The organism is Dysosmobacter sp. HCP28S3_G4, assembly GCF_052065175.1.
GTDB lineage: Bacteria > Bacillota > Clostridia > Oscillospirales > Oscillospiraceae > Oscillibacter.
In genome coordinates, this window is the sequence record NZ_JBQHUP010000008.1 from 30,264 (window position 1) to 56,753 (window position 26,490).

Here is a 26,490-nt window from a genome sequence, read left to right on the forward strand (position 1 = left end):
GGGCGTCCCTGTCAACGTCAAATTCGCCAAAATCCAGAGGAATTACCTTGCAATTTTTCCGTATGTCATGGGCAAATCCACGAAAGAAAGCCACGGAACAGCGACAACTGTCGCCGTTCCGTGGCTTTTCTGCAAGTTACAGGTTGATCTCCGGCTTTTCGTCGGAGGCGCCCTCCAGCAGGGGCCGCACCTGAGCCAGGAACGCGTCCACCTGGGCGGGGCACCGGCCGATGTACAGCTTCGGGTCCAGCACGGCCTCCATCTCCGCCTCGGTCATGCCGAAGGCAGACTCCGCCGCCAGACGGTGGAGCAGGTCGCACTTCTCGCCCTCCTTCATTTTGGCCGTGGCAGCCATGGAGCAGGTGCGGATGATCTCATGCAGCTCCTGGCGGTTGCCGCCCCGTTTGACGCCCTCCATCATCAGGTTCTCGGTGGCGATGAAGGGCAGGTACTCCCGGCAAGTGGCCTCCACCACTTTCTCGTTCACATGGAGGCCGTCGGTGACGTTCTGGGCCAGCCGCAGGATGGCGTCGGCGCAGAGGAAGCCCTCCGGCATGGAGATGCGGCGGTTGGCGGAGTCGTCCAGGGTCCGCTCCATCCACTGGACGGAGGCGGTCATGGGGGCGTTCATGGCGTCGGCCATGAGATAGCGGCTGAGAGAGCAGATACGCTCGGACCGCATGGGGTTCCGCTTGTAGGCCATGGCGCTGGAGCCGATCTGGTTCTTCTCGAAGGGCTCCTCCACCTGCCGGTCATGCTGCAGCAGACGGATGTCGTTGGCCATGCGGTAGCAGCTCTGGGCGATGGAGCTGAGAACGTTCAGGATGCGGCTGTCCGCCTTCCGGGGATAGGTCTGGCCGCAGACGGGGAAGCACTTGTCGAAGCCGAACTCGGCGGCGATCTGGCGGTTCATCTCGTCGATCTTCTCACCGTCGCCCTCGAACAGGTCCACGAAGCTGGCCTCGGTGCCGGTGGTGCCCCGGCAGCCCAGGAACTTCATGTTCTCCAGCACGAAGTCCAGCTCCTCCAGATCGGACAGGAAGTCCTGCATCCAGAGGGTGGCCCGCTTGCCCACCGTCACCAGCTGGGCGGGCTGATAGTGGGTGTAGCCCAGGGTGGGCATGGCCTTGTACTGCTCCGCGAACTTGGAGAGGTTGGCCAGCACCGCCAGCAGCTCGCCCCGGAGATACCGCAGGCCCTCCCGGTAGATCACCAGGTCCGCGTTGTCGGTGACGTAGCAGGAAGTGGCGCCCAAGTGGATGATGCCGGCGGCGGAGGGAGCGGCCTTGCCGTAGGTGTAGACGTGGGCCATGACGTCGTGGCGGACCTCCTTTTCCCGGGCGGCGGCCATGTCATAGTCGATGTCGGTGATATGGGCGGCCAGCTCGTCCACCTGCTCCTGGGAGACGGGGAGGCCCAGATTGTGCTCCGCCCGGGCCAGGGCCACCCACAGCCGCCGCCAGGTCTGGATGCGCATGTCGGCGGAGAACAGGTGCAGCATGAAATCAGAGGCGTATCGGGACGCCAGGGGGGATTCGTAACGGTCTTTGGACATAGGAAAACCTCCAAAAGAGAAAATTAAGGGTCTCCCCCGGCGGGACCGCCGCGGAGAGGTCCGGAAATGACGTTCAGAAAACGGTGGTGAAAAAACTCCCCAGCAGCTTCAATCCGTAAAAGATCACCACACAGCCGCAGATCCGGTTGATCCACAGCAGGATCCTGGGGGTAAACCGTGCGGAGAACAGGGAGATGCCCAGCGTGACGCCCAAAAACCACAGGCAGGAGGCGGACGCCACGCCGCAGATGAAGCGGAGCCCTCCGGCGGCGCTGAGGGAGGCGTGGAAGGCCCCCAGCATCAGCGTTCCGTCCAGAACGGCCTGGGGATTGAACCATGTGACCACGCAAGCGGTGCCCACCGCCCGCAGGAAGGAACCCTCCGTCTTTCCGGCGGCCAGCGCCTCCTCCCTGGACCGCAGCAGGCCGATGCCGATGTGCAGCACCACCAGACTGCCCGCGCCCAGAAGCAGCAGCCGCAGCCAGGGCAGGCGGTCCATCAGAAAGCCCGCGCCGAAAAAGCATGCAAGGGCCAGGGAGACATCAAAGAAGATCACCGCCAGTGCCGTGGTGACAGCCCGCCGCCGGGGTGCGGTCAGGGCGGTGTTGATGACAAACAGGTTCTGCAGCCCGATGGGGGCCACATACGCAAGGCCCATGGTGAGACCGGTCAAATATTCCATAACGACAAAAAGCAGCTCGTCAGCAGCAGTCAACAGGGTCGAACGGGAAAGCGGCTCTCCCGTGATGACGCGGGAGAGCCGAAAAATTCAGGTCAGCGCAGAATGATGGAATCCCGCTCGGGACCCACGGACACGTAGGTGATGGGGCAGCCGATGGCCTTCTCCACCAGCAGCACATAGTCCTGGGCCTCCTTGGGCAGGTCCTCCCACTTCCGGACGCCGGAGATGTCGCACTTCCAGCCGGGGACGGTCTCCACCACCGGCTTGGCGTCGGCCAGCACGGCGGGGAAGGGGAACTCGTCGGTACGCTGGCCGTTCAGCTCGTAGTGGGCGCAGATGGGGATCTCGTCCATGTAGCTCAGCACGTCCAGCTTGGTGAGGGCGATGTCCGTGGCGCCCTGGCACTCCACGCCGTAGCGGGTGGCCACCAGGTCGATGGGACCCACGCGGCGGGGACGTCCGGTCTTGGCGCCGTACTCGCCGCCGGCCTCCCGGAGCTTCTCCGCCTCCTCGCCGAACCACTCGCAGGTGAAGGGGCCCTCGCCCACGCAGGAGGAGTAGGCCTTCACCACGCCCACGATCTTGTCCAGCTTCGCGGCGGGCAGACCGGAGCCCACAGGCGCGTAGGAGGCGATGGGATTGGAGGAGGTGGTGTAGGGATAGATGCCGTAGTCCAGGTCCCGCAGGGAGCCCAGCTGGGCCTCGAACAGCAGGCGCTTTCCCTCGCGCTGAGCGTCCCGCAGATAGGCGGTGGTGTTGCACACGAAGGGTTTGATCTTCTCGCCGTAGTTCTCGAACCAGGCCAGCATCTCGTCCATGGTGTAGCCCTTGGCGCCGTAGACCTTCTGGAGGGTCAGGTTCTTCCACTCCAGAATGTCCGCCAGATGCTCCTTCAGATGCTCGGGATACAGCAGCTCACCGGCCTGGATGGTCTTCTTCTGGAACTTGTCGGAATAGAAGGGCGCGATGCCCTGCTTGGTGGAGCCGTACTTCTTGTCCGCCAGACGGGCCTCCTCCAGGCCGTCCAGTTCCCGGTGCCAGGGCAGCAGCAGAGAGGCCCGGTCGCTGATCTTCAGGTTGTCCGGCGTGATGGCCACGCCCTTGGAGCGGATGTCCTCCACTTCGACCCACAGATTTTCCGGGTCCAGCGCCACGCCGTTGCCCAGGATGTTCACCACACCCGGACGGAAGATGCCGGAGGGCAGCAGATGCAGGGCGAACTTGCCGAATTCATTCACCACCGTATGGCCGGCGTTGCCGCCGCCCTGATAGCGGATGACCACATCGTAGTCCTGGGTCAGCAGGTCCACCATGCGGCCCTTTCCCTCGTCGCCCCAGTTGATACCAACGATCGCGCAGTTAGACATAATGAAAAACCTCCCGGTTTTATATGATTCCAGTTTCAGGGCCCGATGCCGTCAGGCACCAAACCTTAAATATTATATCGGGGCTTTTTCCATAAGTAAAGCACAAAATTATAATATTCATGATAATTTTTTCTAATAGTCTTCTGCAAATTGTCTCTTTTGAAAATACCGGGAACGGCTTTCCAAAATCGGCGGGGCATGGTATACTTTTCCCGGAACGGTAAAACCGAGAGAACTGATAAAATAGACAGAGGGGCAAAATATATGGGCAGTATTGGATTTGACAATCAGAAATATCTCACCATGCAGTCGGAGCAGATCCGGCAGCGCATCGGCCAGTTCGGCGGCAAGCTGTATCTGGAGTTCGGCGGCAAGCTGTTTGACGACTATCACGCCTCCCGGGTGCTGCCGGGCTTCGAGCCGGACAGCAAGATGCGGATGCTGCTGAAGCTGAAGGAGGACGTGGAGATCGTCATCGCCATCAACGCCGGGGACATCGAGAAGAACAAGGTCCGGGGCGACCTGGGCATCCCCTACGACGAGGACGTGCTGCGACTCATTGATGTGTTCCGGAGCCTGGGGCTGTATGTGGGCAGCGTGGTGCTGACCCGGTACACCGGACAGGCCGCCGCGGACGCCTTCCATCAGCGGCTGACGTCCCTAGGCATCCGCTGCTATCACCACTATCCCATCGCGGGATATCCCTCCAACGTGGCCCATATCGTCAGCGACGACGGCCTGGGGAAAAACGACTATATCGAGACCTCCCACTCCCTGGTGGTGGTGACAGCCCCCGGCCCCGGCAGCGGCAAGATGGCCACCTGCCTGTCCCAGCTCTACCATGAGCACAAGCGGGGCGTCACCGCCGGATACGCCAAGTTCGAGACCTTCCCCATCTGGAACCTGCCCCTGAAGCACCCGGTGAATCTGGCCTACGAGGCCGCCACGGCGGATCTGAACGACGTGAACATGATCGACCCCTTCCACCTGGAGGCCTACGGCAAGACCGCCGTGAACTACAACCGGGACGTGGAGATCTTCCCGGTGCTCAACGCCATCTTTGAGAAGATCCAGGGGAAGTCCCCCTACCGCTCCCCCACGGACATGGGCGTCAACATGGCCGGCAACTGCATCGTGGACGACGAGGTCTGCCGCGCCGCCTCCCGGCAGGAGATCCTGCGGCGGTACTACACCGCCTGCGGCGACCGGCTCACCGGCAAGTGCACCGACGAGACGGTGCGGAAGCTGGAGCTGGTGATGCGTCAGGCCGGCGTCACGCCGGACATCTGCCCGGCGGTGGCGGCGTCCCTCCAAAAGGCGGAGGCCACCGGCGGCCCCGCCGGCGCCATGGTCCTGCCGGACGGCCGTCTCATCACCGGCAAGACCTCCGACACGCTGGGCGCGGCGTCCGCCCTGCTGCTGAACGCCCTGAAGGCCCTGGGCGGCATCGGCGACCAGTTTGAGCTGATCTCCGCCCAGGCGCTGGAGCCGGTGTGCCGGCTGAAGACCCAGTACCTGGGCCACAAGAACCCCCGGCTCCACACCGACGAGGTGCTGATGGCCCTGGCAGTCTCCGCCCTGACCAATCCCCTGGCGGAACGGGCCCAGGAGCAGCTGCCCCATCTCCGGGGCGCGGACGCCCACTTCACCGTCATGCTCTCCGAGGTGGACCGCAAGCTGCTGAAGCGGCTGGGCGTCAACGTCACCTGTGAACCCAGGTATGAGACCAAGGCACTGTATCACAAGTGACCGTTCCGGGTGGTGTGCCCGGTGCTGTAATACGCAGAGGAAAGAGGGAGACTTATGAAATCCAAGGAAACGCGCACCTATTCCAGCCCTTACGAGTTTGAGGGCCGCATTCCCCTGAAGTACGCCATCCCCCTGGGCATCCAGCACGTGCTGGCCATGTTTGTGGGCAATCTGACGCCGCTGATCATCATTTGCGGTGCCTGCGGCATCATCGCCGATGAACCGGCACTGTATGTGACGCTGCTCCAGAACGCCATGCTGGTGGCGGGTCTGGTGACCCTGGTGCAGTTGTACGCCATCGGCCCCATCGGCGGCAAGGTCCCCATCATCATGGGCACCAGTTCCGGCTTCCTGGGCGTTATGAAGAGCGTGGCCACCACCATGGGCGGCGGCGTCATCGCCTACGGTGCCGTGCTGGGCGCATCCATCGTTGGCGGCCTGTTTGAGACGGTGCTGGGCTTCTTCATCAAGCCCCTGCGGAAGCTCTTCCCCCCGGTGGTCACCGGCACCGTGGTGCTGGCCATCGGCCTGAGCCTGATCTCCGTGGGCGTCAACTCCTTCGCCGGCGGCTCCGGCGCCAAGGACTTCGGCTCTCTGGAAAACCTGGCCATTGCCGCCGCCGTGCTGGTGGTCATCGTGGTGCTGAAGCACTTCACCAAGGGCATCACCTCCACGTCCTCCATTCTGTTCGGCATCATCTTCGGCTACATCCTGTGCGCCATTCTGGGCGCCGCCCTGCCCCACACCGCCATCAACGCCGAGGGCGTGGAGTACACCAAGGCCTGGGTGCTGAACTGGTCCAAGATCGCTGACTCCGCCTGGTTCTCCATTCCGGCCCTGCTGCCGGTGAAGCCAGTGTTTGACATGGCGGCCATCATCCCCATCTGCATCATGTTCATCGTCACCGCTGTGGAGACGGTGGGCGACACCGCCGGCTGCATCGAGGGCGGCATGGGCCGTGAGGCCACGGACAAGGAGCTGTCCGGCGCCGTCACCTGCGACGGCCTGGGCTCCTCCTTCGCGGCCCTGTTCGGCGTCCTGCCCAACACCTCCTTCTCCCAGAACGTGGGCCTGGTGGCCATGACCAAGGTGGTCAACCGCTTCGCCCTGGCCATGGGCGCCATCTTCCTGGTGCTGTGCGGCCTCAGCCCCAAGCTGGCCGCTGTGGTGTCCATTATGCCCCAGCCCGTCCTGGGCGGTGCCGCCGTGATGATGTTCTCCTCCATCGCCATCTCCGGCATCCAGCTCATCACCAAGCACGGCGTCACCAGCCGGGTCATCACCATCGTCTCCGTGGCCCTGGGCGTGGGCTACGGCCTGGGCGCCACCCCCGGGGCCATCGCCGGCCTGGGCGCCAATGTGAATCTGGTGTTCGGCGGCAGCGGCATCGTGCCCGCCGCCCTGCTGGCCATCGTGCTGAACGTCCTGATCCCCAAGGGCCGCGACGACTACGCCGCCGAGGAGGCCGCCGCCCACATGGCGGAACTGCGGGCCCAGAAAGAGGCGGAGTGGGAATCCTCCGGCAAGTGATCCGCGGACTGACGGAGAACCGCTGACAGCATCAGCAGAGGAGGGGGCGCTGCCCCCTCCTCTCAGGCTGTCGAAAAAGTCCATTGGACTTTTTCAACAGCCTTCATAATGCCTCGCTTTTCTGCCCGCGCATCGGGCCGAAAAGCTGCCGCTGCGCGGCGCAAACGCCTGCTGGCACAGGCTTTTTGCAGGCATTCGATCCAATACGAGGGGGCTCCCGCCCCCTCGTACTCCCCCTGCAAAAAAAGACTCTTTTCCTTCAGGCAGGGTTTTTCGACAAGCTGAGAGGAGGGGGCGCTGCCCCCTCCTCTTTATCTTTCGGATCAGAGCGTCCTCTCCGACCGCTCCGTCTTCTGTTTTGCGAAAAGAGATATTCGTTCAGTTTCAGCTTGACATTTCCGCGCTCCCGATGTCACAATACTGACACCGGGAGCTGCTTTTATCCCAGTCAATCATCCCCGCTTCCGGAGAAAGGAACTCCTATGGACCCGATCATTGCACAACTGGCACAGGAACTGAACAAGCAGCCCCAGCACGTGGAGAACGTGGTGCGGCTGCTGGACGAGGGAAACACCATCCCCTTTATCGCCCGCTACCGCAAGGAGCTGCACGGTGCCATGGACGACACCGCCCTCCGGACGCTGGAGGAGCGGCTCCAGCACCTCCGGGGCCTCTGTGACCGGCGGGAGGCTGTGAAAAAATCCATCGAGGAACAGGGCAAGTTGACGCCGGAGCTGTCCGCCGCCATCGACGGTGCCCAGACCCTGGCGGAGGTGGAGGACCTGTACCGCCCCTACAAACAAAAGCGCCGGACCCGGGCCACCATCGCAAAGGAGAAGGGCCTGGAGCCGCTGGCGGACATTCTGTTTGCCCAAGGGCCCGACTGCCCGGAGCCCCTGGAGGAGGCAGGGAAGTATATTGATCCGGAGAAGGGCATGGAGACGGCGGAGGACGCCCTGGCTGGGGCGTCGGACATCATCGCCGAGCGGATCAGCGACGACGCGGAGCTGCGGAAAAAGCTCCGGGAGCTGCTGATGGACCACGCGGACCTCCGCTCCGAGGCCGCCACCGACGAGGACACCGTGTACCGGCTGTACTACGACTTCACCCAGCCCGTGCGGAAGCTCCAGGGCCATCAGGTTCTGGCCATCAACCGGGGTGAGAAGGAGGAGAAGCTGAAGGTCTCCGTCGTCATCGACCGGGAGCTGGCCCTGCGGACCGTCCGGCGGGCGGTGGTGCTGCCCGGCAGCCGGGCCATGGAGTTCGTCAAGGCCGCGGCGGAGGACGCCTACGACCGCCTGCTGTTCCCCTCTCTGGAGCGGGAGGTGCGGAACACCCTGACGGATACCGCCAACGAGGGTGCCATCGGCCAGTTCGCCCTGAACCTCCGTCCCCTGCTGATGCAGCCGCCGGTGAAGGGAAAGGTCACCATGGGCCTGGACCCCGGCTACCGCATGGGCTGCAAGGTGGCGGTAGTGGACGGCACCGGCAAGGTGCTGGATACCGCCGTGGTCTATCCCACCTACGGCGAGCGGCAGAAAAACGAGGCCATCGCCGCCCTGGCGAAGCTCATCAAAAAGCACGGCGTGGAACACATTGCCATCGGCAACGGCACTGCCAGCCGGGAGACGGAACAAATGGCCGTGGAGCTGATCCATCAGCTGGGCGCCCAGGGCATCGCCGTCAGCTATATGATCGTCTCCGAGGCCGGGGCGTCGGTGTACTCCGCATCGAAGCTGGCGGCGGAGGAATTTCCCCAGTACGACGTGAACCTGCGCTCTGCCGTGTCCATCGCCCGGCGGCTCCAGGATCCGCTGGCGGAGCTGGTGAAGATCGAGCCAAAGGCCATCGGCGTGGGCCAGTATCAGCACGACATGCCCCCCAAGCGGCTGGACGAGGCCCTCGGCGGCGTGGTGGAGGACTGTGTCAACGCCGTGGGCGTGGATGTGAACACGGCGTCGCCGTCTCTGCTGACCTACGTGGCGGGCTTGAACGGCACCACGGCCAAAAACGTGGTGAAATACCGGGAGGAAAACGGCGCCTTCACCAGCCGGAAGCAGATTTTAAAAGTACCCAAGCTGGGTCCCAAGGCCTTTGAGCAGTGCGCCGGCTTCCTGCGGGTTCCGGAGAGCAAGTCTGTGCTGGACAACACCGCCGTCCATCCCGAGAGCTATGCCGCGGCGGAAAAGCTGCTGGCCCTCACCGGCCACTCTCTGGCGGACGTGGCGGCGGGCGCCATTGCCGACCTGCCGCAGAAGGTAAAGGCCATGGGCTGGGACCGGGCCGCGGAGGCCTGCGGCGTGGGTGAGCCCACCCTGCGGGACATCGCGGCGGAGCTGCTGAAGCCGGGACGGGACGTCCGGGACGACCTGCCCAAGCCCATCCTCCGGACGGACGTGCTGGAGATGAAGGACCTAAAGCCCGGCATGGTGCTGACGGGCACCGTGCGGAATGTCATCGACTTCGGCGTGTTCGTGGACATCGGCGTCCATCAGGACGGTCTGGTCCACATCTCCCAGGTGGCGGACAGGTTCATCCGACATCCCTCCGAGGTGGTGTCCGTGGGAGACATCGTGAAGGTCGTGGTGCTGGACGTGGACGAGAAGAAAAAGCGCATCAGCCTGTCCATGCGGCAGGCAAAGTGAGGAGATCCCGATCAGGGACAGAACAGGAGGCTTTCATATGATCCTTTCTATCGACGAGGTCAACGACATCCTGGACGAAATGGCGGAGGGCTTTCCGGAAGTGCTGTTCAACGGGCTCAACGGAGGGATCAATCTGCTGGAGGAGGCGGTGCCGGACCCGGAATTTCCCGAGGGGGAGATGTATTTTCTGGGGGAGTACTGCGACGACCTGCTGGGGAACTACGTCAATCTCTACTACGGCTCCTTTGCCGCCCTGGCGGAGAAGGAGGACTGGGACCGGGACACCTGGCTGGAGGAGCTGCGCACCACTCTGGCCCATGAGCTGACCCATCACATGGAGAACCGGGGCGGCACCCACGCTCTGGACGACCGGGACGCGGAGGAGCTGGAGGAATTCCGCCGGGAGTACGGGCTGGAGCCGTGAACACCGCATGATCTCTGCAAAAACGCACCGGCTGCACGAAGCAGCCGGTGCGTCTTCTCATACTATTCTCCCATTAAAATAGGATATTTTAATGGGAGCCGCCGCGCTCCGCGCGTCGGCGCGTCTCATAGATAAGGTACAATAAGGGACCTGTTGACGGCACCGTCTCATAAGAATCCAACGCGCCGTTGGCGCTATAAAAATAAGACAAATGTCTTATTTTTAATGGATTCTAGTATCATATGCTCACAGATTGAACCGCCGCCGGGCCTCCTCCCGGAGGGCGGGCACCCGCCGGACGATCCGCAGGGGGATGATGAGGCCCACGCAGACCACCAGCACCGCCAGCGACCATCCCGGCTCCCACACGCCCCGGAGATAGCGGTCCACGGCGAATTCCACGCCCAATGTCAGCAGGCCCGCCGCGCCGATGCACAGCGCCATGGACGACAAAATGGACCGCCGTCCGCCCCGGAGGAGAAAGCTCAGCACAAACACCACTCCGCAGGCCCAGCCCAGGATAGGCAGAGCCAGCCCCCGGAACCAGACGCCGCCGTTCAGGTCGATGGAGATGAGCCAGACGTAGACGCCGATGGCCGCCACGTCGAAGGTCAGCTTGAAAAAGATGGGCAGCCGCCGGGCCAGCATGGGCAGTACGAACCAGATCCACAGCATCACCGCCGCGCCGATGACGTACAGCGACCAGGGCCGCCGGGTGGGCAGCAGCAGATTCAGCAGCCCGCAGCACACGGACACCGAGGCCAGCATGGCGGTCAGCAGGATCACGGCCTCCCGCTTGGACGCCGGACGGACCTCCGCCGGCTTGGTGGGGAAGTAGGACGGCGATGCCGGGTCCGGCTTCCACGCCGGCGTCCCGCACAGGGGACAGACCGCCGTGCCGGGGTCCAGCTCCACGCCGCAGTTCACACAGTAGGACATAAAACGCTCCTTTGCTCGCTGATGATCAGCGGTTGCTCTCCACCCGCACGGGGATTCCCTCCCGTACCAGAAAGCGGAAGAACTCCCGCTCCGTGTCGGTCTCCGCCTGGGTCCCGGCGAAGGTGATCTCCATGGTGTCCCCATAGCTGATGGAGGCGCAGTGGCACCGGGGTACCGTGGCCTGGCCCAGGATCACCTCCATGCCTTCGATGTGAGGCTCCATGGCGGCGGGCACGGTGAACACGCCGGGATTCGTGTAGGTACAGGAATAGGGCCGCACACCCAGCAGGCGGTAGTTCAGCGCCATCACCGGATTCTTCAGGAACACCGGAATGAGCTGGAGCGCCAGCTTCCGGGTGAACCGGACGTTTCCGGTGAAGGCGGCCTGCAATTCCTGGCGGTTGACGTGCAGTTTCATGAAGTGCCGGACCTGGGAGACAATCTCCGGAAAGGTGTAGTCCCCCATGGCCGGGTCCACATAGGGCCGCACCGTGGTGATGAAGTTCCGCAGCGTCTCCGAGGGGAAATAGGCCCGGAGATTGATGGGCACCGCCAGCGCCACCGGCTTTTCCCGGTGGGGCCGCTCCCGGTGCTGCCGCTCCAGGATCACCTGGATCAGCACGGCGGCCAGATATTCCGTGATGGATGCGCCGTACCGCCGGGCCTGCTCCTTCAGCCTGTCCAGGGGCACGAAGCCCATGGTGACGTGAAAAGTGTAAAACGGCTCCGGTGTGCCGGTGTTCTGATAGGCTTTGGGCAGCCGCCGCAGACCCAGGGCGTGTTTCCCGGCGTACCGGGCATAGGCGTCCTCCAGTTCCTGCGGGCGGGGCGGCTCCGTCACATCCAGCACACCCTCTCCCGGCGGGACATCCACCCCCAGCTGCCGGAGGTATTCCGCCAGCAGCGTCCGGAAGAACACCATGGCCCCCGCGCCGTCGGACAGGGCGTGGAACACTTCGATGGAGATGCGGCTGCGATAGTAGTAAAACCGCACCAGCCAGCCGTTGTCCTCCCGAAACCGGATGGGCTGGCAGGGGTCGGAGACATCCTCTTTCAGAAACGGCCCCGGCGCGGTGTTGGGCTCCAGATAGTACCAGAACGCCCCACGCCGGATGCGGACCGCAAAGCCGGGGAACCGGGGCATCACCCGTTCAATGGCACTTTGCAGCGCCGCCGGGCGGACAGGCTCCGCCATCAGGGCGGAAAAACGGTAGATGGCCGAGTACTCCTCCCTCTGCAAGGCGGAGTAGAGGATCCCCGCGTTATCCAGTCTGTACCAGCGGCTTCCCGCTTTTGCCATGTCCGTCCCCCCTCGCTTCCCGTCTTTAAAGTCCCGCCGCGAAAGCGGGACATCCTGGCCATGGTATCATTTTACCACAGGCGAATGGGGGATGACAAGGAAAGCCGTCGTAAAGGAAACGGGATCCGCCGCGTCTATTTTGTAATGTCCAGTCCCCGGTCACCCATCTGGACGCTGCCGTCCTGCAAAGAGATGTAAGGCGAAAACTCCGCCGTCTCCGTCTCGTAGGTCAGGCAGATCACCGCGTCCGCGAAAATGTCGCTGACGTTGCACTGGACGATGAAGGGGCGGCAGGCCGCGTCCTCATAGCGCAGCACGGTGTCCATGGTCTCCATGTCGCTCTGGTACAGGCGCAGGGTCATATTCTCATATCTGGGGATAATGAGATAGTAGTCGCCCTGGGAGAGATAGTGGATGGGCGGATCTTCTCCGTCCAGATAGGTCTCCACGTAAAAGGAGAGATCGTCCATCTCTTCATACCCCAGATACGCCGCGGCGTACAGCTGATCGCCGCGGAAGGGGATGGCGCCGGTCCCGCTCTTCTCCGGAACGGGGGCGTTGCCGCACCCCGCCAGCGTCAGGAGACAGAGCAGGGCCGCGGCCAGTGCGATGCATTTCTTCATATGCTACCCCCTATGTCTATATTCTGTACCCATTATAGGATACCGGCCCGTCCGCCGCAAGGCATGCCGGACGGAACGCAGGCATTTCTTTTCTTTTTCCCGGATCTGTGTTATCATAATACCCACCATCTCACACCGATGCTGACAGGAGGTCCCATGGACAAGCTGCGGATAACACGAAAAAAGAAGCTGGAGTCGGAGAGTCCCCGGCTGGACCCGCTGATGCGGGCGCTGAAGGCCCTCCACAGCGCCGGTTCGCCGGATACCATGGACCCGGAGGAGCTGGAGCGCCAGCGGCGGAACCAGGAGCTTCTGGGCCGTCTCACCGCGCCCATGGCCGGCATGGACTGGGAGGAGTTCTCCCTCTCCGGGATACCCGCCGCCTGGACCCGGTTGAAGACGCCCCACGGCGGCCGCCATGCCATCTTATACTGTCACGGCGGCGGCTATACCAGCGGCAATCTGGGCTACTCCCGGGTGCTGTCCTCCAAGCTGGCCCACGTCACCGGCTACGACGTGCTGAGCTTTGAGTACCGTCTGGCCCCGGAATTTCCCTATCCGGCGGCGGTAGAGGACGCCCTGCAGGCCTGGGACCACCTGATGCTCCATGGCTACGGCGCCCGGGATATCGTTCTGGCGGGAGATTCCGCCGGAGGCAATCTGGCGCTGGTGCTGTGCCACCGGCTGAAGACCGCCGGACGCCGCCTGCCCTCCGCTCTGGTGCTGATGTCCCCCTGGACGGACATGACCATGTCCGGTGCGTCCTACCGGGAGCGGGCGGAGCTGGACCCCATGCTGACGCCGGAGTATATCGCGGCGGTGCGGGCGGCCTACGCCGGCGCCCATGATCTGCGCTCGCCGGACCTGTCGCCCCTGTTCGCCGATCTCAGCCACTTCCCGCCCACCCTCATTCAGGCGGGCGACCATGAGATCCTGTACTCCGACGCCGAGTCCCTCTACAAGGCCATGACGCGGCAGGAGGTCCCCTGCCGTCTGGAGGTCAGTGAGGGGATGTGGCACGTGTTCCAGATGTTCCCCACCAAAAAATCCAGCGCCGCCATGCAGAGCATTGCCCGCTTCCTGCTGGAGCGGTGATCCGGAAAGCCGTGTCTCCCACGGCTTTCTTTTTCCGAGGTCCGCCATGACAAAATCCGAGTGTCTGAAAACCTATTTCGGCTACGACGCCTTCCGCCCCGGCCAGGAGGCCGTGGTGAACACCCTGCTGGAGGGCCGGGACGTGCTGAACATCATGCCCACCGGCGGCGGGAAGTCCATCTGCTATCAGGTCCCGGCGCTGCTGCTGCCGGGGATCACGCTGGTGGTGTCCCCGCTGGTGTCCCTGATGCGGGATCAGGTGACAGCGTTGGTGCAGTCCGGCGTCCCCGCCGCCTTTCTCAACAGCTCCCTGACCTACCGCCAGTATCAGCTGGCCCTGAGCCGGGCCAGGGACGGGTGGTACCGGATCATCTACATCGCGCCGGAGCGGCTGGCCTCCCCGGCCTTTCAGGAGCTGGCCCGTTCCCTGACCATCTCCATGGTGGCGGTGGACGAGGCCCACTGCATCTCCCAGTGGGGCCAGGACTTCCGCCCCGCCTATCTGGACATTCCCGCCTTTCTGGACAGTCTGCCCCGGCGCCCCGTGGTGGGGGCCTTTACCGCCACCGCCACCCCCAGGGTCCGGGAGGACATCCAGCGCCTGCTGAAGCTCCGGGACCCCTTCGTCCAGGTGACGGGCTTCGACCGGGAGAATCTGTACTTCGAGGTCCGCCAGCCGGAGATGAAGCGTCCCGCCCTGCTCCAGGCGGTGCGGGAGCATCGGGGGGAGTGCGGCATCGTCTACTGCTCCACCCGGAAGAACGTGGAGGAGGTCTGCGATTTCCTCCGGGAGGAGGGCCTGGCCGTCACCCGCTACCACGCCGGACTGGAGGCGGAGGAGCGGCGGCGGAACCAGGAGGACTTCCTCTTCGGCCGCGCCCAGGTGATGGTGGCCACCAACGCCTTCGGCATGGGCATCGACAAGTCCGACGTGCGGTACGTCATCCACTACAACATGCCCAAGGACCTGGAGAGCTATTATCAGGAGGCCGGCCGGGCGGGCCGGGACGGCGCTCCCGCGTCCTGCATCCTGCTGTACAGCCGCCAGGACGTCCACACAAACCAGTTCCTCATTGAGCACAGCGAACCGGCGGAGGGCGTGGACCCGGAGACCGCGGCGGCGCTGCGGGAACGGGATATGGAGCGGCTGAAGCAGATGACCTTTTACTCCCGCACCCGAAACTGCCTGCGGCAGTTCATCCTCCAATACTTCGGCGAACACGCCCCGGGCTACTGCGGCAACTGCTACAACTGTCTCCACAACTTCGAGGAGCAGGACATCAGCCCCCAGGCCCGGACCATCCTGCGCTGCGTCGCGGACACCGGACAGCACTTCGGCATCAGTCTCATCGCCGCCGTTCTCAGCGGCAGCGAGGACCAGCGTGTGCAGCGCTACCGCCTGGACCGGGAGCCCACCTACGGCGTCCTGTCGGGACTGACCCAGCGGGAGCTTCAGGAGCGCATCCGCTTTCTCATCGACGAGGATATTCTAGCGGTAACGGAGGGGCAGTATCCCATTCTGAAGCTCACCGCCAAAGCAAAGGATCTCCTGGAGGGGGAGGGGACGGTGCGGATGAAGGTGGCCCAGAAGGCCCCGGCCCGGACGCCGGAGAAGCCAAAGGCCGCCTTCGTGAAGCTGGACGCGGACCAGATGGGCCTGCTGGAGCGGCTGAAAGCCGTCCGGGCGGCGCTGGCCCGCCAGCAGGGCGTTCCGGCCTTCGTCATCTTCAGCGACAAGACATTGCGGGAGATGGCGGCGCTTCTGCCCCGGAGCCGTCAGGAGCTGATGAACGTCAGCGGCATCGGCGACTACAAGGCGGACAAATACGGTGGCGCCTTTCTAGAGGTCATCCGGGAATTTCTGGGATAAAATCAGCGGTCCCCTGTCTGTGACAGGGGACCGCTCAGGCTGTCGAAAAAGTCCATAGACTTTTCCGACAGCCTGACTAATGTCTCGATTTTCGGACCGCTATGCGGTCCGAAAATCTGCCGCTGTGCGGCGCAAACGCCTGCTAACGCAGGCTTTTTGCAGACATTTGATTCAATACGAAGGGGCTCCCGCCCCCTCGTACTCCCCCTGCAAAAAAGAACTTCTTTCCTTCAAACAGAGGATTTTCGACAAGCTGAGCGGCCCCCTGTCTGTGACAGGGGACCGCTGTTCATCTCTCAAGCTCTCTTTTTTCTGGCGGAGGCCGCTGGGATATTCAGCTCACCCCGGTACTTGGCCACGGTCCGCCGGGAGATCTCAATGCCAACGCCGGAGAGGGCTGTCCGCAGCGCCTCATCCGACAGGGGATGGGCCGGGTCCTCCACCTCCACGAACCGCCGCAACTGCTGCCGGGCCGTCTCCACGGAGACGTTCTCGCCCTGGGCGGTGCGCAGCGCCGTGGTGAACAGGCTCCGCAGGGCCAGGGGTTTTCCCTGGAACTGGATGTACTTATCCCGTACCGCCCGGCTGACCGTGGAGGTACTGAGGTCCAGCTCCTCCGCCATCTGGCTCATGGTCATGGGCCGCAGCGCCGCGCCCTCCAGGAAATAGTCCCGCTGGTACTGCACCACCGCGGTCAGCAGCCGGGAGATGGTCTCCGCCCGGTCCCTGACCATGCCCATCAGCCCCTTGGCCTCTGTGAGCTTTTCCTTCAGATAGGGTTGGGCGTCCGGGCAGTCCCGCCGGTTCATCATGGCGCAGTACTCCTCGTTCAGCGCCACATGGGGAATGGCATGCTCGTTCATCTCCACCACCACTCTGCCGTCCTCGCAGCGGATGGACGCCTCCGGAACGATGTAGGCGGATTGGGTCCCCGTATCGAATCCCCGGGAAGGAATGGGATTCAGCTCCCGGATCACCTCCGCCGCGCGCTTCGCCTCCGACGGCTTCACCTCCAGCAGTTCCGCCAGAGCGGTGTAGTTCTGATCCGCCAGCAGCGGCAGGCCCGACTGCACCAGACGGATGTTCACCTCGTTGAAGGCCGGTCCCTGGGCCAGCTGCAGCAGCAGGCACTCCGACAGGCTCCGGGCCCCCACGCCGGGCGGGTCCAGCAGCTGAACGGCAAACAGGGCCTGCTCCAGGTCGAACAGCGGACGTCCCAGCTCTTCCGCCAGCTCGGAAAGGGAGCAGTCCAGATATCCCGCAGAGTTCAGGCAGCCCACCAGATAGCGGCACAGGGCCAGCTGATCGCCGCTGAGGCCCTTCATCTGGCCCAGCTGCTCCTCCAGATACTCCTGGAAGGACTGGCCCCGGCTGTACAGTCTGGTGAAATCTCCGTCGTCCTCCCGATTTTTTCCGCCCTCCCAGGCAATGCGCTCCCGTACCTCGATGGGCAGATTCTCCTGTCCCTGATCCCGGTCCGCCGGATAGGGCACCCCCAGGGGCATATCCTCTACCTCCAGCAGGGGATTGGAAAGGGCTTCCTCCTGCAGATAGCCGCTCAGTTCCTGGGAGGACATCTGCAAACAATGCAGAGACTGCTGCACGGTCTGGGTCAAAATCAATTTCTGAGCCTGTTCCAGGCGCTGTTCCATCGGCATATATCCACTCCCTCATTCAGCGGTTGAATCCTGCGGAATTTGTCGTAAAAAGTATATCATACTTTTTCTCTTCCGAAAAGTTTTTTCTGTCCGAAACAGCAGCAGGCCCGGGAGAAATCCTCTTCCGGGCCTGCTCGCTCAATTTTGCTCAATACGCCAGAATGGCGTCCCGCACCAGCCGGACGAAGGCCGGACGGTCCACGTCCAGCACCACGAAGGCGTTCTTCTCCGGGAACTCCTTGTCGCTCCACAGATCCGTCACCGTCTTGCCGGTGGTGATGGTGCCCCGGGTCTCCACATAAACCCCAGCCTCCTGTCCCCGGAATATCTCCGGATGCTCCAGAAACAGCACCGGACACACGTCGTGGAGCACCAGTCCAGGATTGCCCCAGTCCTCATGGTATTTCACCAGCTCCCGGGTGCTGTCCCGGAAGAAGCGGCACACCGGCGTGTCGCGTCCGCCGGTCTCCTCCACTTCCGCCCGGGTGAGATACGCTTTTTCCGTCACGTCCAGGCCGCACATCACCACGGGGACGCCGGACTTGAACACCATCTGGGCTGCGTGGGGATCCACATAGATGTTGAACTCCGCCGACGGCGTCACATTTCCCCCCTGGGCAGCGCCGCCCATGATGAGGATGCGCTTCACCAGGTCCTTCAGCTTCGGATATTTTCCAAAAGCGATGGCCAGATTGGTCAGCGGCCCCACGGCCACGATCTCCAGCCTGCCCTCCGCCGCCCGGGCGGCCTGATACAGGGCGTCCCACGCGGCCAGCGGCTGCTCCGGTGCGTCAGAGGGCGGCAGCACCGCGCCGCCCAGGCCGTCCGCGCCGTGGACATAGGCCGCGATCTCCAGTTCCTTGAACAGCGGTCTGTCCGCGCCCCTGAAAACCGGCGCGGCGCTTCCGATAAGACGGCAGACCTTCCGGACGTTGTCGTAGGTGTGGAACAGCTCCACGTTTCCCGCCACGGCGGAGATCCCCACCACCTCCACCGTCTCCAGACGATTCAGCACCAGCAGAGCCGCGGCGTCATCCACGCCCATGTCCGTGTCAAACCATACGGGGATCCTGTTCATACACGCACCTCCCATCCGTCATAGGTCCGGACCGCCTCCACCAGCAGATCCACGAACCCCTGCCGGTCCACATCCATCAGGCACCGGGCGTTGGGGGCATGGCCGGTCTTGCCCCGCAGGTCGCCCACGGTGGCGCCCCGGCAGTATTCGCCCTCGGTCTCCACCTCCACATACAGGTCCTGCATGGTGAACAGCTCCGGATGCAGCAGGGACGCCACGGCGCAGGGATCGTGGAGCGGCGCTCCGGCGTAGCCGATGGAGCGGTGGAACTGGTAGAAGAACTCCAGCCAGTCCGCCACCACCCGGGCCACCTGATTGCCCACCGCCCGGATGCGCTGGAAGTCCTCCGGGAAGATCAGGGCCCGCTCCGTCACGTCCAGGCCCGCCATCTGCACGGGGATGCCGGAGGAGAAGACCGTCCGGGCCGCCTCCGGGTCCACCAGAATGTTGAACTCCGCCGCCGGCGTCCAGTTGCCGTAGGCGATGCCGCCGCCCATGAGGGAGATGCGGCCGATTTTGCTCTTCAGCTCCGGATGGGCCAGCAGCAGCGCCGCCACGTTGGTCTGGGGGCCGGTGGACACGATGGTCACCGGCGACTCGCTCTCCCGCACCGTCCGGGCCATTAGCTCCACGGCGCCCAGGGGAGACAGCTCCATGCCCGGCTCCGGCAGCCTGGGACCGTCCAGGCCCGTCTGGCCGTGGACGTTTCCGGCGGTGATGGGGTCTGCCAGCAGGGGACGGGGCCGTCCCATGGCAATGGGGGCGGTGATGCCCAGCAGGGTGCACACCCGTTGGGCGTTGTACGTGGTCTTTTCAATGGTCTGATTCCCCGCGCAGGAGGTGACGCACCGGATGTCCAGCGCCGGGCTGGCCTTGGCCAGCATCCAGGCGATGGCGTCGTCATGACCGGGGTCGCCGTCCAGCAGAATGGGGATCTTCTTTTCTTCGCTCACACGCGATCTTCCTTTCAAAGAGAGTCAGGGCAGGAACACTGGCAAAACATTTGCCGCCCGGAGCGGGCGGCAAATGGGTAGGAGACACTTACTTGGAGGCCTCCCGCAGGGCGGCCGCGGAGTGCTGGCGCTTGACCTTCATCCGTGCCGCCACGGCGAAGACCACCAGACCCAGGATGGTCACCACGTAGGGGATGGGGGACACCAGGTTGGAGTCAATGCCCCTAGAGGAGATCTTGATGCCCAGCGCCTGGGCGAAGCCGAACACCAGGGCCGCCAGCATGGAGCCCAGCGGCTCTCCGGCGCCCATGGCCTGTGCCGCCAGGGCGATGAAGCCGCGGCCGGACACCATGTCCTGGGACCAGCCCATGGCGTAGTACATGGACATGAACGCGCCGCCGAAGCCGGCCATGGCTCCGGAGAAGCCGATGGCGATATACTTGATCTTCATGACGCTGACGCCCACGGAGGACGCGGCGTTGGGATTCTCACCTACAGAGCGGATGTTCAGGCCCAGGGGTGTCTTGTACAGCAGGACCCAGGTGAGGAACACCAGGAGGAAGGCCAGATATGTCAGGATGCAGTGCCCCGACAGGACGTCGCCGATGACGGGGATGTCCTTGATGATGGGGATGTTCCAGGAGGGGATCTGCAGGTCCTTGGTGATGAGGGAGGTGGTGGAAGCCAGGGCCTTGCCCTCGGTCATCTGGGTGATGACCTTCACCAGGAACAGCGTGCCGCCGGAGCCGATCATGTTGACGGCCACGCCGGTGAGGATGATATCCGTCTTCAGGTTGAAGGCGAAGAAGCCCATCAGCAGGCCCATGATGATGCCCACCAGCAGGGCCAGCAGCAATCCCGCCGCCCAGGAGCCGGTCCAGTAGGCGCACAGGGAGCCGAACAGGGCGGAGATCATCATAATGCCCTCCAGGCCGATGTTGGACACGCCCGCTTTCTCGCCCACCACGGCGCCCAGGGTGGCAAACAGGATGGGCGCGGTGATCCGGAGGATGGAGAAGAAGAAATCCGTGTTGAAGAACATATTACTTCACGCTCCCTTCCGAACCGGCGGCTGCCTCTTTCAGCTTCAGTTCCTCCTGGGTACTCTTGACCACCAGCTTCTGGCGGTAGCCGGACAGGAACTGCTCCGCCGCGAAGAACAGGAAGATCACCGCCTGGAGGATGTCGATGAGCTGGGAGGGAACGCCGGAATAGGTGGACATCAGGCTGCAGCCCTTGTTGAGATAGGCCATGAAGAACGCAGCGAAGGGGACGAACGCGGGGTTGTTGCCCGCCAGGATGGCCACGGTAATGCCGGTCCAACCGTAGCCGGGAAGGGCCATCCAGGAGTAGTTGGTGTAGCGGCCCAGCATCTCGATGCCGCCGCCCATACCGGCCAGAATGCCTCCCAGCACCTGGGACAGGACGATGACCGTGCCCACCTTCATGCCGGAGTACATGGCGAAGTCCTGATTGATGCCGATCATCCGGATGGCGTAGCCCCAGCGGGTGCGGTACATGAACAGAGCCACCAGCACCACCAGCACAATGGCCACGATGAAGCCCCAGGACAGCTTGGAGCCGTTGTTGATCAGCTGGGGAATGGCGGACTGGGGCTGGAAGTCGTGGGTCATGATCTGGCCCTTGCTCTTGTCCGCCAGGAAGCTGTTCAGCGTGTACTTGATCAGGTACATCACCACGTAGTTCATCATCAGGGAGCACACCATCTCGCTGACGCCCAGTTTCACCTTCAGCAGGCCGGGGATCAGCATCATGACGCCTACCGCCGCCGCGCCGATCAGCACCGCCGCGATGGGCAGCACACCGGCGGGAAGGGGGGCGTAGATGGCCACCAGGGCGGTGATGAAGGCGCCCAGCATGATGCCGCCCTCAGCGCCCAGGTTGAACTGATTGGCGGAGAACATGACGCAGGTGGCCAGGCCCGTGAAGATGATGGGGATCATGGCCGCCAGCACATCGCACAGGTTCTTGGTGCTGATGCCGCCCTTGTTCTTGATGGCGGGGCCGATCAGCAGCTGCCGCAGGGCGCCCAGGGTCTGGCTGCCCTTTTCCGCCAGACTGCCGTCGGAACAGATGAAGATCAGCAGGGTGGCCACGGCCAGCGCGATGAAGATGGCCGCCAGACCCCGGACGATGCTGAAGATCAGACTTCTCTTTTTACTCATGGCAAACCCTCCTGATCTGTTCGGGCGTCTGCTGTTTCAGACCCAGCATGTACTCACCCATGATCTCGTCATTCAGGTCCGAGGTGTCCTCGAAGTAGGCGGCGATCCGTCCGGCGTACATCACGATCAGGCTGTCGGACAGCTCCATGACCTCGTTGAGGTCGGCAGAAACCAGCAGCACTGCAATACCGGAGCGGGACAGCTCCACCAGCTTCCGGCGGATGAACTCCGTAGCTCCCACGTCGATGCCGCGGGTGGGCTGGTCGGCAATGATGAGGCAGGGGCTGTTGGAGAATTCCCGGGCCACCACCACCTTCTGGATGTTGCCGCCGGAGAGGTTCTCCACCTTCTGGGCGCCGGATTTGCAGAGGACGGTGTAGTCTTCAATGAGCTGGTCTGCCTCGGCGTGGATGGCCTTCATATCAAACAAGGGACCCTTGTTCAGCCGCTTCGCGCCGCAGCGGTCGGAGATCAGGTTCTCCTCGATGGAGGCCGCGCCGGCGATGCCGTACAGCATCCGGTCCTCCGGCACCAGGGACACGCCCTTCTCCCGGATCTTCCGCTGGCTGAGGCCCAGGATGCTCTCGCCGTTGACCTCCACGGTGCCGGCGTTGGGGGTGTTCAGATGGAACAGCATGTCCACCAGTTCCTTCTGGCCGTTGCCCTCCACGCCGGCGATGCCCAGGATCTCGCCCTTGCGGACGGAGAGGGACACCTTGTCCAGCATTTTCTTGCCCCACTCGTTGACGAACTCCAGATCCCGGATCCGCAGCACCTCGCCGCCGGGCCGGGCCTTCTCCTTCTCCACCTTCAGCACCACGTCACGGCCCACCATCAGGCGGGAGATCTTCTCCGGGTTCTCGTCCTTGGTCTCGTAGACGCCCATGGACTTACCGCCCCGGAGGATGGTCATGCGGTCCGTGATCTCCATGATCTCGTTGAGCTTGTGGGAGATGAAGATGATGGTGTAGCCGTCCTCCTTCAGGTGCAGCAGCTCCTTGAACAGCTCGCTGGTCTCCTGGGTGGTCAGCACGGCGGTGGGCTCGTCCAGGATCAGAATTCTGGCGCCCCGGACCAGGGCCTTCAGGATCTCCACCTTCTGCTTCATGCCCACAGGGATATCCATGACCTTGGCGTTGGGGTCCACGTGGAGGTTGAACCGCTTGGAGTACTCCTCCGTCAGCTCCACGGCCTTCTTCCGGTCGATGAACACGCCCGACTTTCTGGGCACCATGCCCAGCACCATGTTCTCCGCCACGGTGAGGCTGGGCACCAGCATGAAGTGCTGATGCACCATGCCGATCCCCTTGGAGATGGCCACGGTGGGTGAGGTCAGATTCACCTTCTCGCCGTTGACCCAGATCTCGCCGGAGGTGGGCTGCTCCAGGCCGAACAGCATTTTCATCAGGGTGGATTTTCCGGCGCCGTTCTCGCCCATCAGCGCGTGGATCTCGCCCTTGCGGACGGACAGGTCCACGTCCTGGTTGGCGGCGATGCCGTTGGGGTAGACTTTTGTGATCCCCTTCATCTGGACCACATATTCCTCTGCCATATGGGGCTCCCTCCCGTCTCATGATTTATGGAACCGGAGCTGCCGGACAGCTCCTTGTTTTCACATGGAGTAAAGAGGGGGCTGAATACAGCCCCCTCTTTACAGGAAACTCGTAATGAGTTCAGTTTCAGATCCAGTTTTACGGACGGACAGACTCCCGCAGAGCCTCCACGGTGCCGGAGGTATCACCGATGGCAGAGGGGACGGTGACGGTACCATCCAGGATGGCCTGCTGGGCAGTCTCCACGGCGGCCTTGGTGTCATCGGAGGCGTACTTGTCATAGTTCTTGTCGGTGACGATGCCGACGCCGCCCTCGGCGATGCCCAGGTTGATCTCCTGGCCCCAGAACTCATTGCCCTCGTCCCACTGGTCGAAGAACCAGATCAGAGCGTTGCCGATGTTCTTCAGGCCGGAGGTCAGGGTGATGGCAGCCAGATCGGCGGAGAAGGTCAGCTCCTGGTCGGAGTCAACGCCCAGGAACCAGCCCTTGCCGGTCTCCAGAGCGGCCTCGGCGGCGCCGTTGCCGGCGTTGCCCGCCACGCCCCAGATGATGTCGCACTTGTTGTCGTTGATCATGGACAGGCCGTACTCCTTGGCGATGGCGGTATCCACATAGTCATTGGTGTAGCGGGTGTCGATCTTCACATCGGGATTGATGCTCTGGGCGCCCAGGATGAAGCCGTACAGGAAGTCGTTGATAACGGGGCTGTCAACGCCGCCGACGAAGCCCAGAACGGCGTCCGCGTTCATGTTCTCGATGCTGGTGTCGGTGGTCATGCAGGCGGCATAAACGCCCATGATATAGCCCAGGTCGTTCTGCTTGAAGGTCATGTTGACCACGTTGTCGTTGTTGCCCACGTAGGTGTTGTCATCATAGATCAGATACTTCTGGTCGGGGTACTGAGTGGCGACTTCCTTCAGGTAGTCGGGCATCTGATATGTACCGCAGACGATCAGGTCGTACTCACCGGACTCGGAGACCTCGTACAGCGTCTCCAGCCACTTGGGCTGATCCTCATCGGTGCCGCCCATCTCGATGGTGGTCAGCTCGATGCGGCCATCGGCCTTCAGCTGCTCCAGACCGGCCTCGGCGGAGTCAAAGAAGGACTTGTCGCCCAGGTTGCCGTTGACCAGATTGCAGACATTGTAGACCTTTCCGGCCTCACCGGAGCTGGCGGCGGGGGCAGAGGAGCCGGAGCCGCCGGAAGCCGCGGGCGCGGAGGAACCGCCGCTGGAACCGCAGGCCGCCAGGGACATTGTCATTACCACTGCAAGGGCAAGTGCAATTAACTTCTTCACAGGTAAAACCTCCCGAAATGATATCGTCCGGAGCCCTGATTCATTGCAGAGACGCAGGAAGACAGACCCCCAGACTGTAATTATTGTATCCTTTTTCCATTGTCTTGTCAATTTGCCGCAAAATGTTTATCTGTTTTTCACAAAATTATTCAGGTTTTCTCTACAAAGATGCTAGGACTCTGACAGCCCTCCCTCTCACCGGGACCCTCCGCGCCGGTTTTCGCTCTTGACTCCCTCCGGTTTCAGGAATATTCTGAAAGAGAACAAACCGGTGTTTTGGCCATTTATCCCATTGATTCTATACATTCAGGAGGATTTTTCATGGAACGCTATCCCTTCCCGAAAGTTGATCTGCACCTCCACCTGGACGGCTCCATCCTGCCGGAAACCGCCTGGGAACTGGCCTCCGCCCGGGGCGTCCCGGTGCCCGGCGGCTCCGTGGAGGGCTACCGGAACTTCATCCGCACCGCCGCGAACTGCGGCAGCGTCAACGAATACCTGAAGCTCTTTGATCTGCCCCTTCAGATCATGCAGGGCCGGGACAGCATCATCCGCATCACCCGGGAGCTCATTGAGACGCTCTCCGGACAGGGCCTGGCCTATGCGGAGATCCGCTTCGCCCCCCAGCTCCACACCCGGCAGGGCCTGACCCAGCGTCAGGCCGTGGAGGCCGTGCTGGAGGGCCGCCGTCAGGGTCTGGAGCGGTGCCCCGGCATCCGCGTGGGCATCCTCACCTGCATGATGTGCGTGGGACCGGAGACCGCCAACTGGGACGCCAACGCCGAGACCGTGGAGGTCTGCCGGGAATGTCTGGGAAAGGGCGTCGTGGGCCTGGATCTGGCGGGCGGCGAGGGCGTGGTGCCCCTGAAAAACTTCGCCCCGCTATTCCATCGGGCCGCGGAGCTGGGCGTGCCCTTCACCTGCCACGCCGGAGACAGTCAGGGGCCTGACACCGTGCGGGACGCCATGGACTTCGGCGCCCGGCGCATCGGCCACGGCCACCACATCTTCGACGATCCGGACCTTTGCCGCCGGGCCGTTCAGGAGGGCGTCACCCTGGAGATCTGCCCCACCAGCAACATTCAGTGCCGGACCCAACCCTCCTACGGGGCGCACCCCGCCAAAAAGCTGCTGGACATGGGCATCAGCGTCACCATCAACACCGACAACATGGTGCTGGCCGGCGTCTCCCTGGACGACGAGTACGACCACTGTCTCCGGGACATGGGCTTTGTCCGGGACGACCTGATCCGCATGAATGAGAACGCCGTCCGGGCGGCCTTCCTGCCGGAGGCAGACAAGGCGGACCTGCTGGCCCGTCTGGAGGCCTGCCGCTGAATCCGGCGGACCTTCCTTGTGCTTTTCCCCGCCGGATGGTATACTCTTGTCAATTCTCTTTGTACCCCGCCATTGCTGTTACACTATAGAAATAAGGAGATCGCTGCTATGGACTGTCTGTTTGTCATTGATTATCAGAAGGACTTTGTGGACGGCGCCCTGGGCTTCCCCGGCGCCGAAAAGCTGGACGCCGCCATCGCCGCCCGGGTCCGGGAATACGGCAAGGGCCGGGTCTGGTTCACCCGGGACACCCATTTCCCCGACTATCTGAACACCCGGGAGGGCCGTCATCTTCCCGCCATCCACTGCGTCAAGGGCAGCGGCGGCTGGCAGAACTACGGTGAGACCGCCAAGGCCCTGGAGGAAGTGGAAGCCGTGGGCATCGACAAGCTGACCTTCGGCATGGACGTGGCGGACCCCGCCATCCTGGCCCTGCTGCCGAAAGAGGCGGACCGCATCGAACTGTGCGGCCTTGTCAGCAACATCTGCGTGGTCAGCAACGCCGTGGTGCTCCAGAGCCACTATCCCAATGCCCAGATCGTGGTGGACGCCAACCTCACCGCCAGCTTTGACCCGGACCTCCATGAAAAGACGCTGGACGTTCTGGCCGGCCTTCAGGCCGAAGTCCTGAACCGCAAATAACAAA

The 26,490-nt window shown here is 63.2% G+C and carries 21 protein-coding genes; 8 read left to right on the forward strand and 13 right to left on the reverse strand.

All coding sequences use genetic code 11. The features are described from left to right. Positions 1-136: 136 nt before the first annotated feature. The 3 genes from purB to ACTNBU_RS03440 all read right to left on the reverse strand — a co-directional run bounded on the left by purB (position 137) and on the right by ACTNBU_RS03440 (position 3,604). On the reverse strand, positions 137-1,555 hold the full coding sequence (gene purB / locus ACTNBU_RS03430; RefSeq protein ID WP_441030750.1) for an adenylosuccinate lyase: 1,419 nt from the start codon (positions 1,553-1,555) through the stop codon (positions 137-139). Between the two features lie 73 nt (positions 1,556-1,628). Further along, positions 1,629-2,237 (reverse strand): LysE/ArgO family amino acid transporter, encoded by a 609-nt coding sequence (locus tag ACTNBU_RS03435; RefSeq protein ID WP_441030751.1) that lies wholly within the window; start codon positions 2,235-2,237, stop codon positions 1,629-1,631. Positions 2,238-2,329: 92 nt separating this feature from the next. Further along, a complete protein-coding gene (locus tag ACTNBU_RS03440) occupies positions 2,330-3,604 on the reverse strand; it encodes an adenylosuccinate synthase (protein ID WP_441030753.1) in 1,275 nt (424 codons plus the stop codon). A gap of 264 nt (positions 3,605-3,868) precedes the next feature. Between ACTNBU_RS03440 and ACTNBU_RS03445 the strand changes: the two genes are divergently transcribed. The 4 genes from ACTNBU_RS03445 to ACTNBU_RS03460 all read left to right on the forward strand — a co-directional run bounded on the left by ACTNBU_RS03445 (position 3,869) and on the right by ACTNBU_RS03460 (position 9,952). Then, entirely contained in the window at positions 3,869-5,353 is a 1,485-nt protein-coding gene (locus ACTNBU_RS03445; protein ID WP_441030755.1) for a DUF1846 domain-containing protein, read from the forward strand. Between the two features lie 54 nt (positions 5,354-5,407). Beyond that, the gene (locus ACTNBU_RS03450; protein ID WP_441030757.1) at positions 5,408-6,883 is read left to right on the forward strand and encodes a uracil-xanthine permease family protein; all 1,476 of its coding nucleotides are present in this window, start codon (positions 5,408-5,410) and stop codon (positions 6,881-6,883) included. Between the two features lie 482 nt (positions 6,884-7,365). Next, complete coding sequence (locus ACTNBU_RS03455; RefSeq protein WP_441030759.1) at positions 7,366-9,528, forward strand: Tex family protein; 2,163 nt, start codon at positions 7,366-7,368, stop codon at positions 9,526-9,528. A gap of 37 nt (positions 9,529-9,565) precedes the next feature. Further along, positions 9,566-9,952 carry a metallopeptidase family protein gene (locus tag ACTNBU_RS03460; protein WP_441030761.1) on the forward strand — a complete coding sequence of 129 codons (387 nt, stop codon included), beginning with the start codon at positions 9,566-9,568 and terminating at the stop codon, positions 9,950-9,952. Positions 9,953-10,198: 246 nt separating this feature from the next. On the opposite strand, the gene ACTNBU_RS03465 is transcribed toward ACTNBU_RS03460, so the two are convergent. The 3 genes from ACTNBU_RS03465 to ACTNBU_RS03475 form a co-directional block, all read right to left on the reverse strand. After that, positions 10,199-10,891, reverse strand: coding sequence for a DUF6320 domain-containing protein (locus ACTNBU_RS03465; RefSeq protein ID WP_441030763.1), 693 nt, complete (start codon positions 10,889-10,891; stop codon positions 10,199-10,201). Positions 10,892-10,916: 25 nt separating this feature from the next. After that, positions 10,917-12,191, reverse strand: coding sequence for a hypothetical protein (locus tag ACTNBU_RS03470; RefSeq protein ID WP_441030764.1), 1,275 nt, complete (start codon positions 12,189-12,191; stop codon positions 10,917-10,919). A gap of 134 nt (positions 12,192-12,325) precedes the next feature. After that, complete coding sequence (locus ACTNBU_RS03475) at positions 12,326-12,814, reverse strand: hypothetical protein (protein WP_441030766.1); 489 nt, start codon at positions 12,812-12,814, stop codon at positions 12,326-12,328. A 156-nt stretch (positions 12,815-12,970) separates the two neighbouring features. Here ACTNBU_RS03475 and ACTNBU_RS03480 point away from each other — a divergent pair, with 156 nt between their 5' ends. Both ACTNBU_RS03480 and recQ read left to right on the forward strand, forming a co-directional pair. Then, positions 12,971-13,909 (forward strand): alpha/beta hydrolase, encoded by a 939-nt coding sequence (locus ACTNBU_RS03480; RefSeq protein WP_441030768.1) that lies wholly within the window; start codon positions 12,971-12,973, stop codon positions 13,907-13,909. A 46-nt stretch (positions 13,910-13,955) separates the two neighbouring features. Then, complete coding sequence (gene recQ / locus ACTNBU_RS03485) at positions 13,956-15,779, forward strand: DNA helicase RecQ (RefSeq protein ID WP_441030770.1); 1,824 nt, start codon at positions 13,956-13,958, stop codon at positions 15,777-15,779. A gap of 296 nt (positions 15,780-16,075) precedes the next feature. Here the strand turns inward: recQ and rpoN are convergent, their stop codons facing one another. The 7 genes from rpoN to ACTNBU_RS03520 form a co-directional block, all read right to left on the reverse strand. Further along, a complete protein-coding gene (gene rpoN / locus ACTNBU_RS03490; RefSeq protein WP_441030772.1) occupies positions 16,076-17,437 on the reverse strand; it encodes an RNA polymerase factor sigma-54 in 1,362 nt (453 codons plus the stop codon). Between the two features lie 148 nt (positions 17,438-17,585). Continuing rightward, complete coding sequence (locus tag ACTNBU_RS03495; RefSeq protein ID WP_441030774.1) at positions 17,586-18,515, reverse strand: nucleoside hydrolase; 930 nt, start codon at positions 18,513-18,515, stop codon at positions 17,586-17,588. After that, a complete protein-coding gene (locus tag ACTNBU_RS03500) occupies positions 18,512-19,468 on the reverse strand; it encodes a nucleoside hydrolase (RefSeq protein ID WP_441030776.1) in 957 nt (318 codons plus the stop codon). The genes ACTNBU_RS03495 and ACTNBU_RS03500 overlap by 4 nt, the downstream gene beginning before the upstream one ends. An 88-nt stretch (positions 19,469-19,556) precedes the next feature. Further along, positions 19,557-20,510 carry an ABC transporter permease gene (locus ACTNBU_RS03505; protein ID WP_441030778.1) on the reverse strand — a complete coding sequence of 318 codons (954 nt, stop codon included), beginning with the start codon at positions 20,508-20,510 and terminating at the stop codon, positions 19,557-19,559. Position 20,511: 1 nt separating this feature from the next. Beyond that, entirely contained in the window at positions 20,512-21,654 is a 1,143-nt protein-coding gene (locus ACTNBU_RS03510; protein ID WP_441030780.1) for an ABC transporter permease, read from the reverse strand. Further along, entirely contained in the window at positions 21,647-23,206 is a 1,560-nt protein-coding gene (locus tag ACTNBU_RS03515; protein ID WP_441030782.1) for an ABC transporter ATP-binding protein, read from the reverse strand. Before ACTNBU_RS03515 ends, ACTNBU_RS03510 begins: the two co-directional genes overlap by 8 nt. Before the next feature lie 139 nt (positions 23,207-23,345). Further along, the gene (locus ACTNBU_RS03520; protein WP_441030784.1) at positions 23,346-24,506 is read right to left on the reverse strand and encodes a BMP family lipoprotein; all 1,161 of its coding nucleotides are present in this window, start codon (positions 24,504-24,506) and stop codon (positions 23,346-23,348) included. A gap of 321 nt (positions 24,507-24,827) precedes the next feature. Between ACTNBU_RS03520 and add the strand changes: the two genes are divergently transcribed. Together add and ACTNBU_RS03530 are read left to right on the forward strand one after the other, a co-directional pair. Continuing rightward, complete coding sequence (add, locus tag ACTNBU_RS03525) at positions 24,828-25,844, forward strand: adenosine deaminase (RefSeq protein WP_441030786.1); 1,017 nt, start codon at positions 24,828-24,830, stop codon at positions 25,842-25,844. A gap of 108 nt (positions 25,845-25,952) precedes the next feature. After that, positions 25,953-26,486 (forward strand): cysteine hydrolase family protein, encoded by a 534-nt coding sequence (locus ACTNBU_RS03530; RefSeq protein WP_441030788.1) that lies wholly within the window; start codon positions 25,953-25,955, stop codon positions 26,484-26,486. The last annotated feature ends 4 nt before the right edge of the window (positions 26,487-26,490 follow it).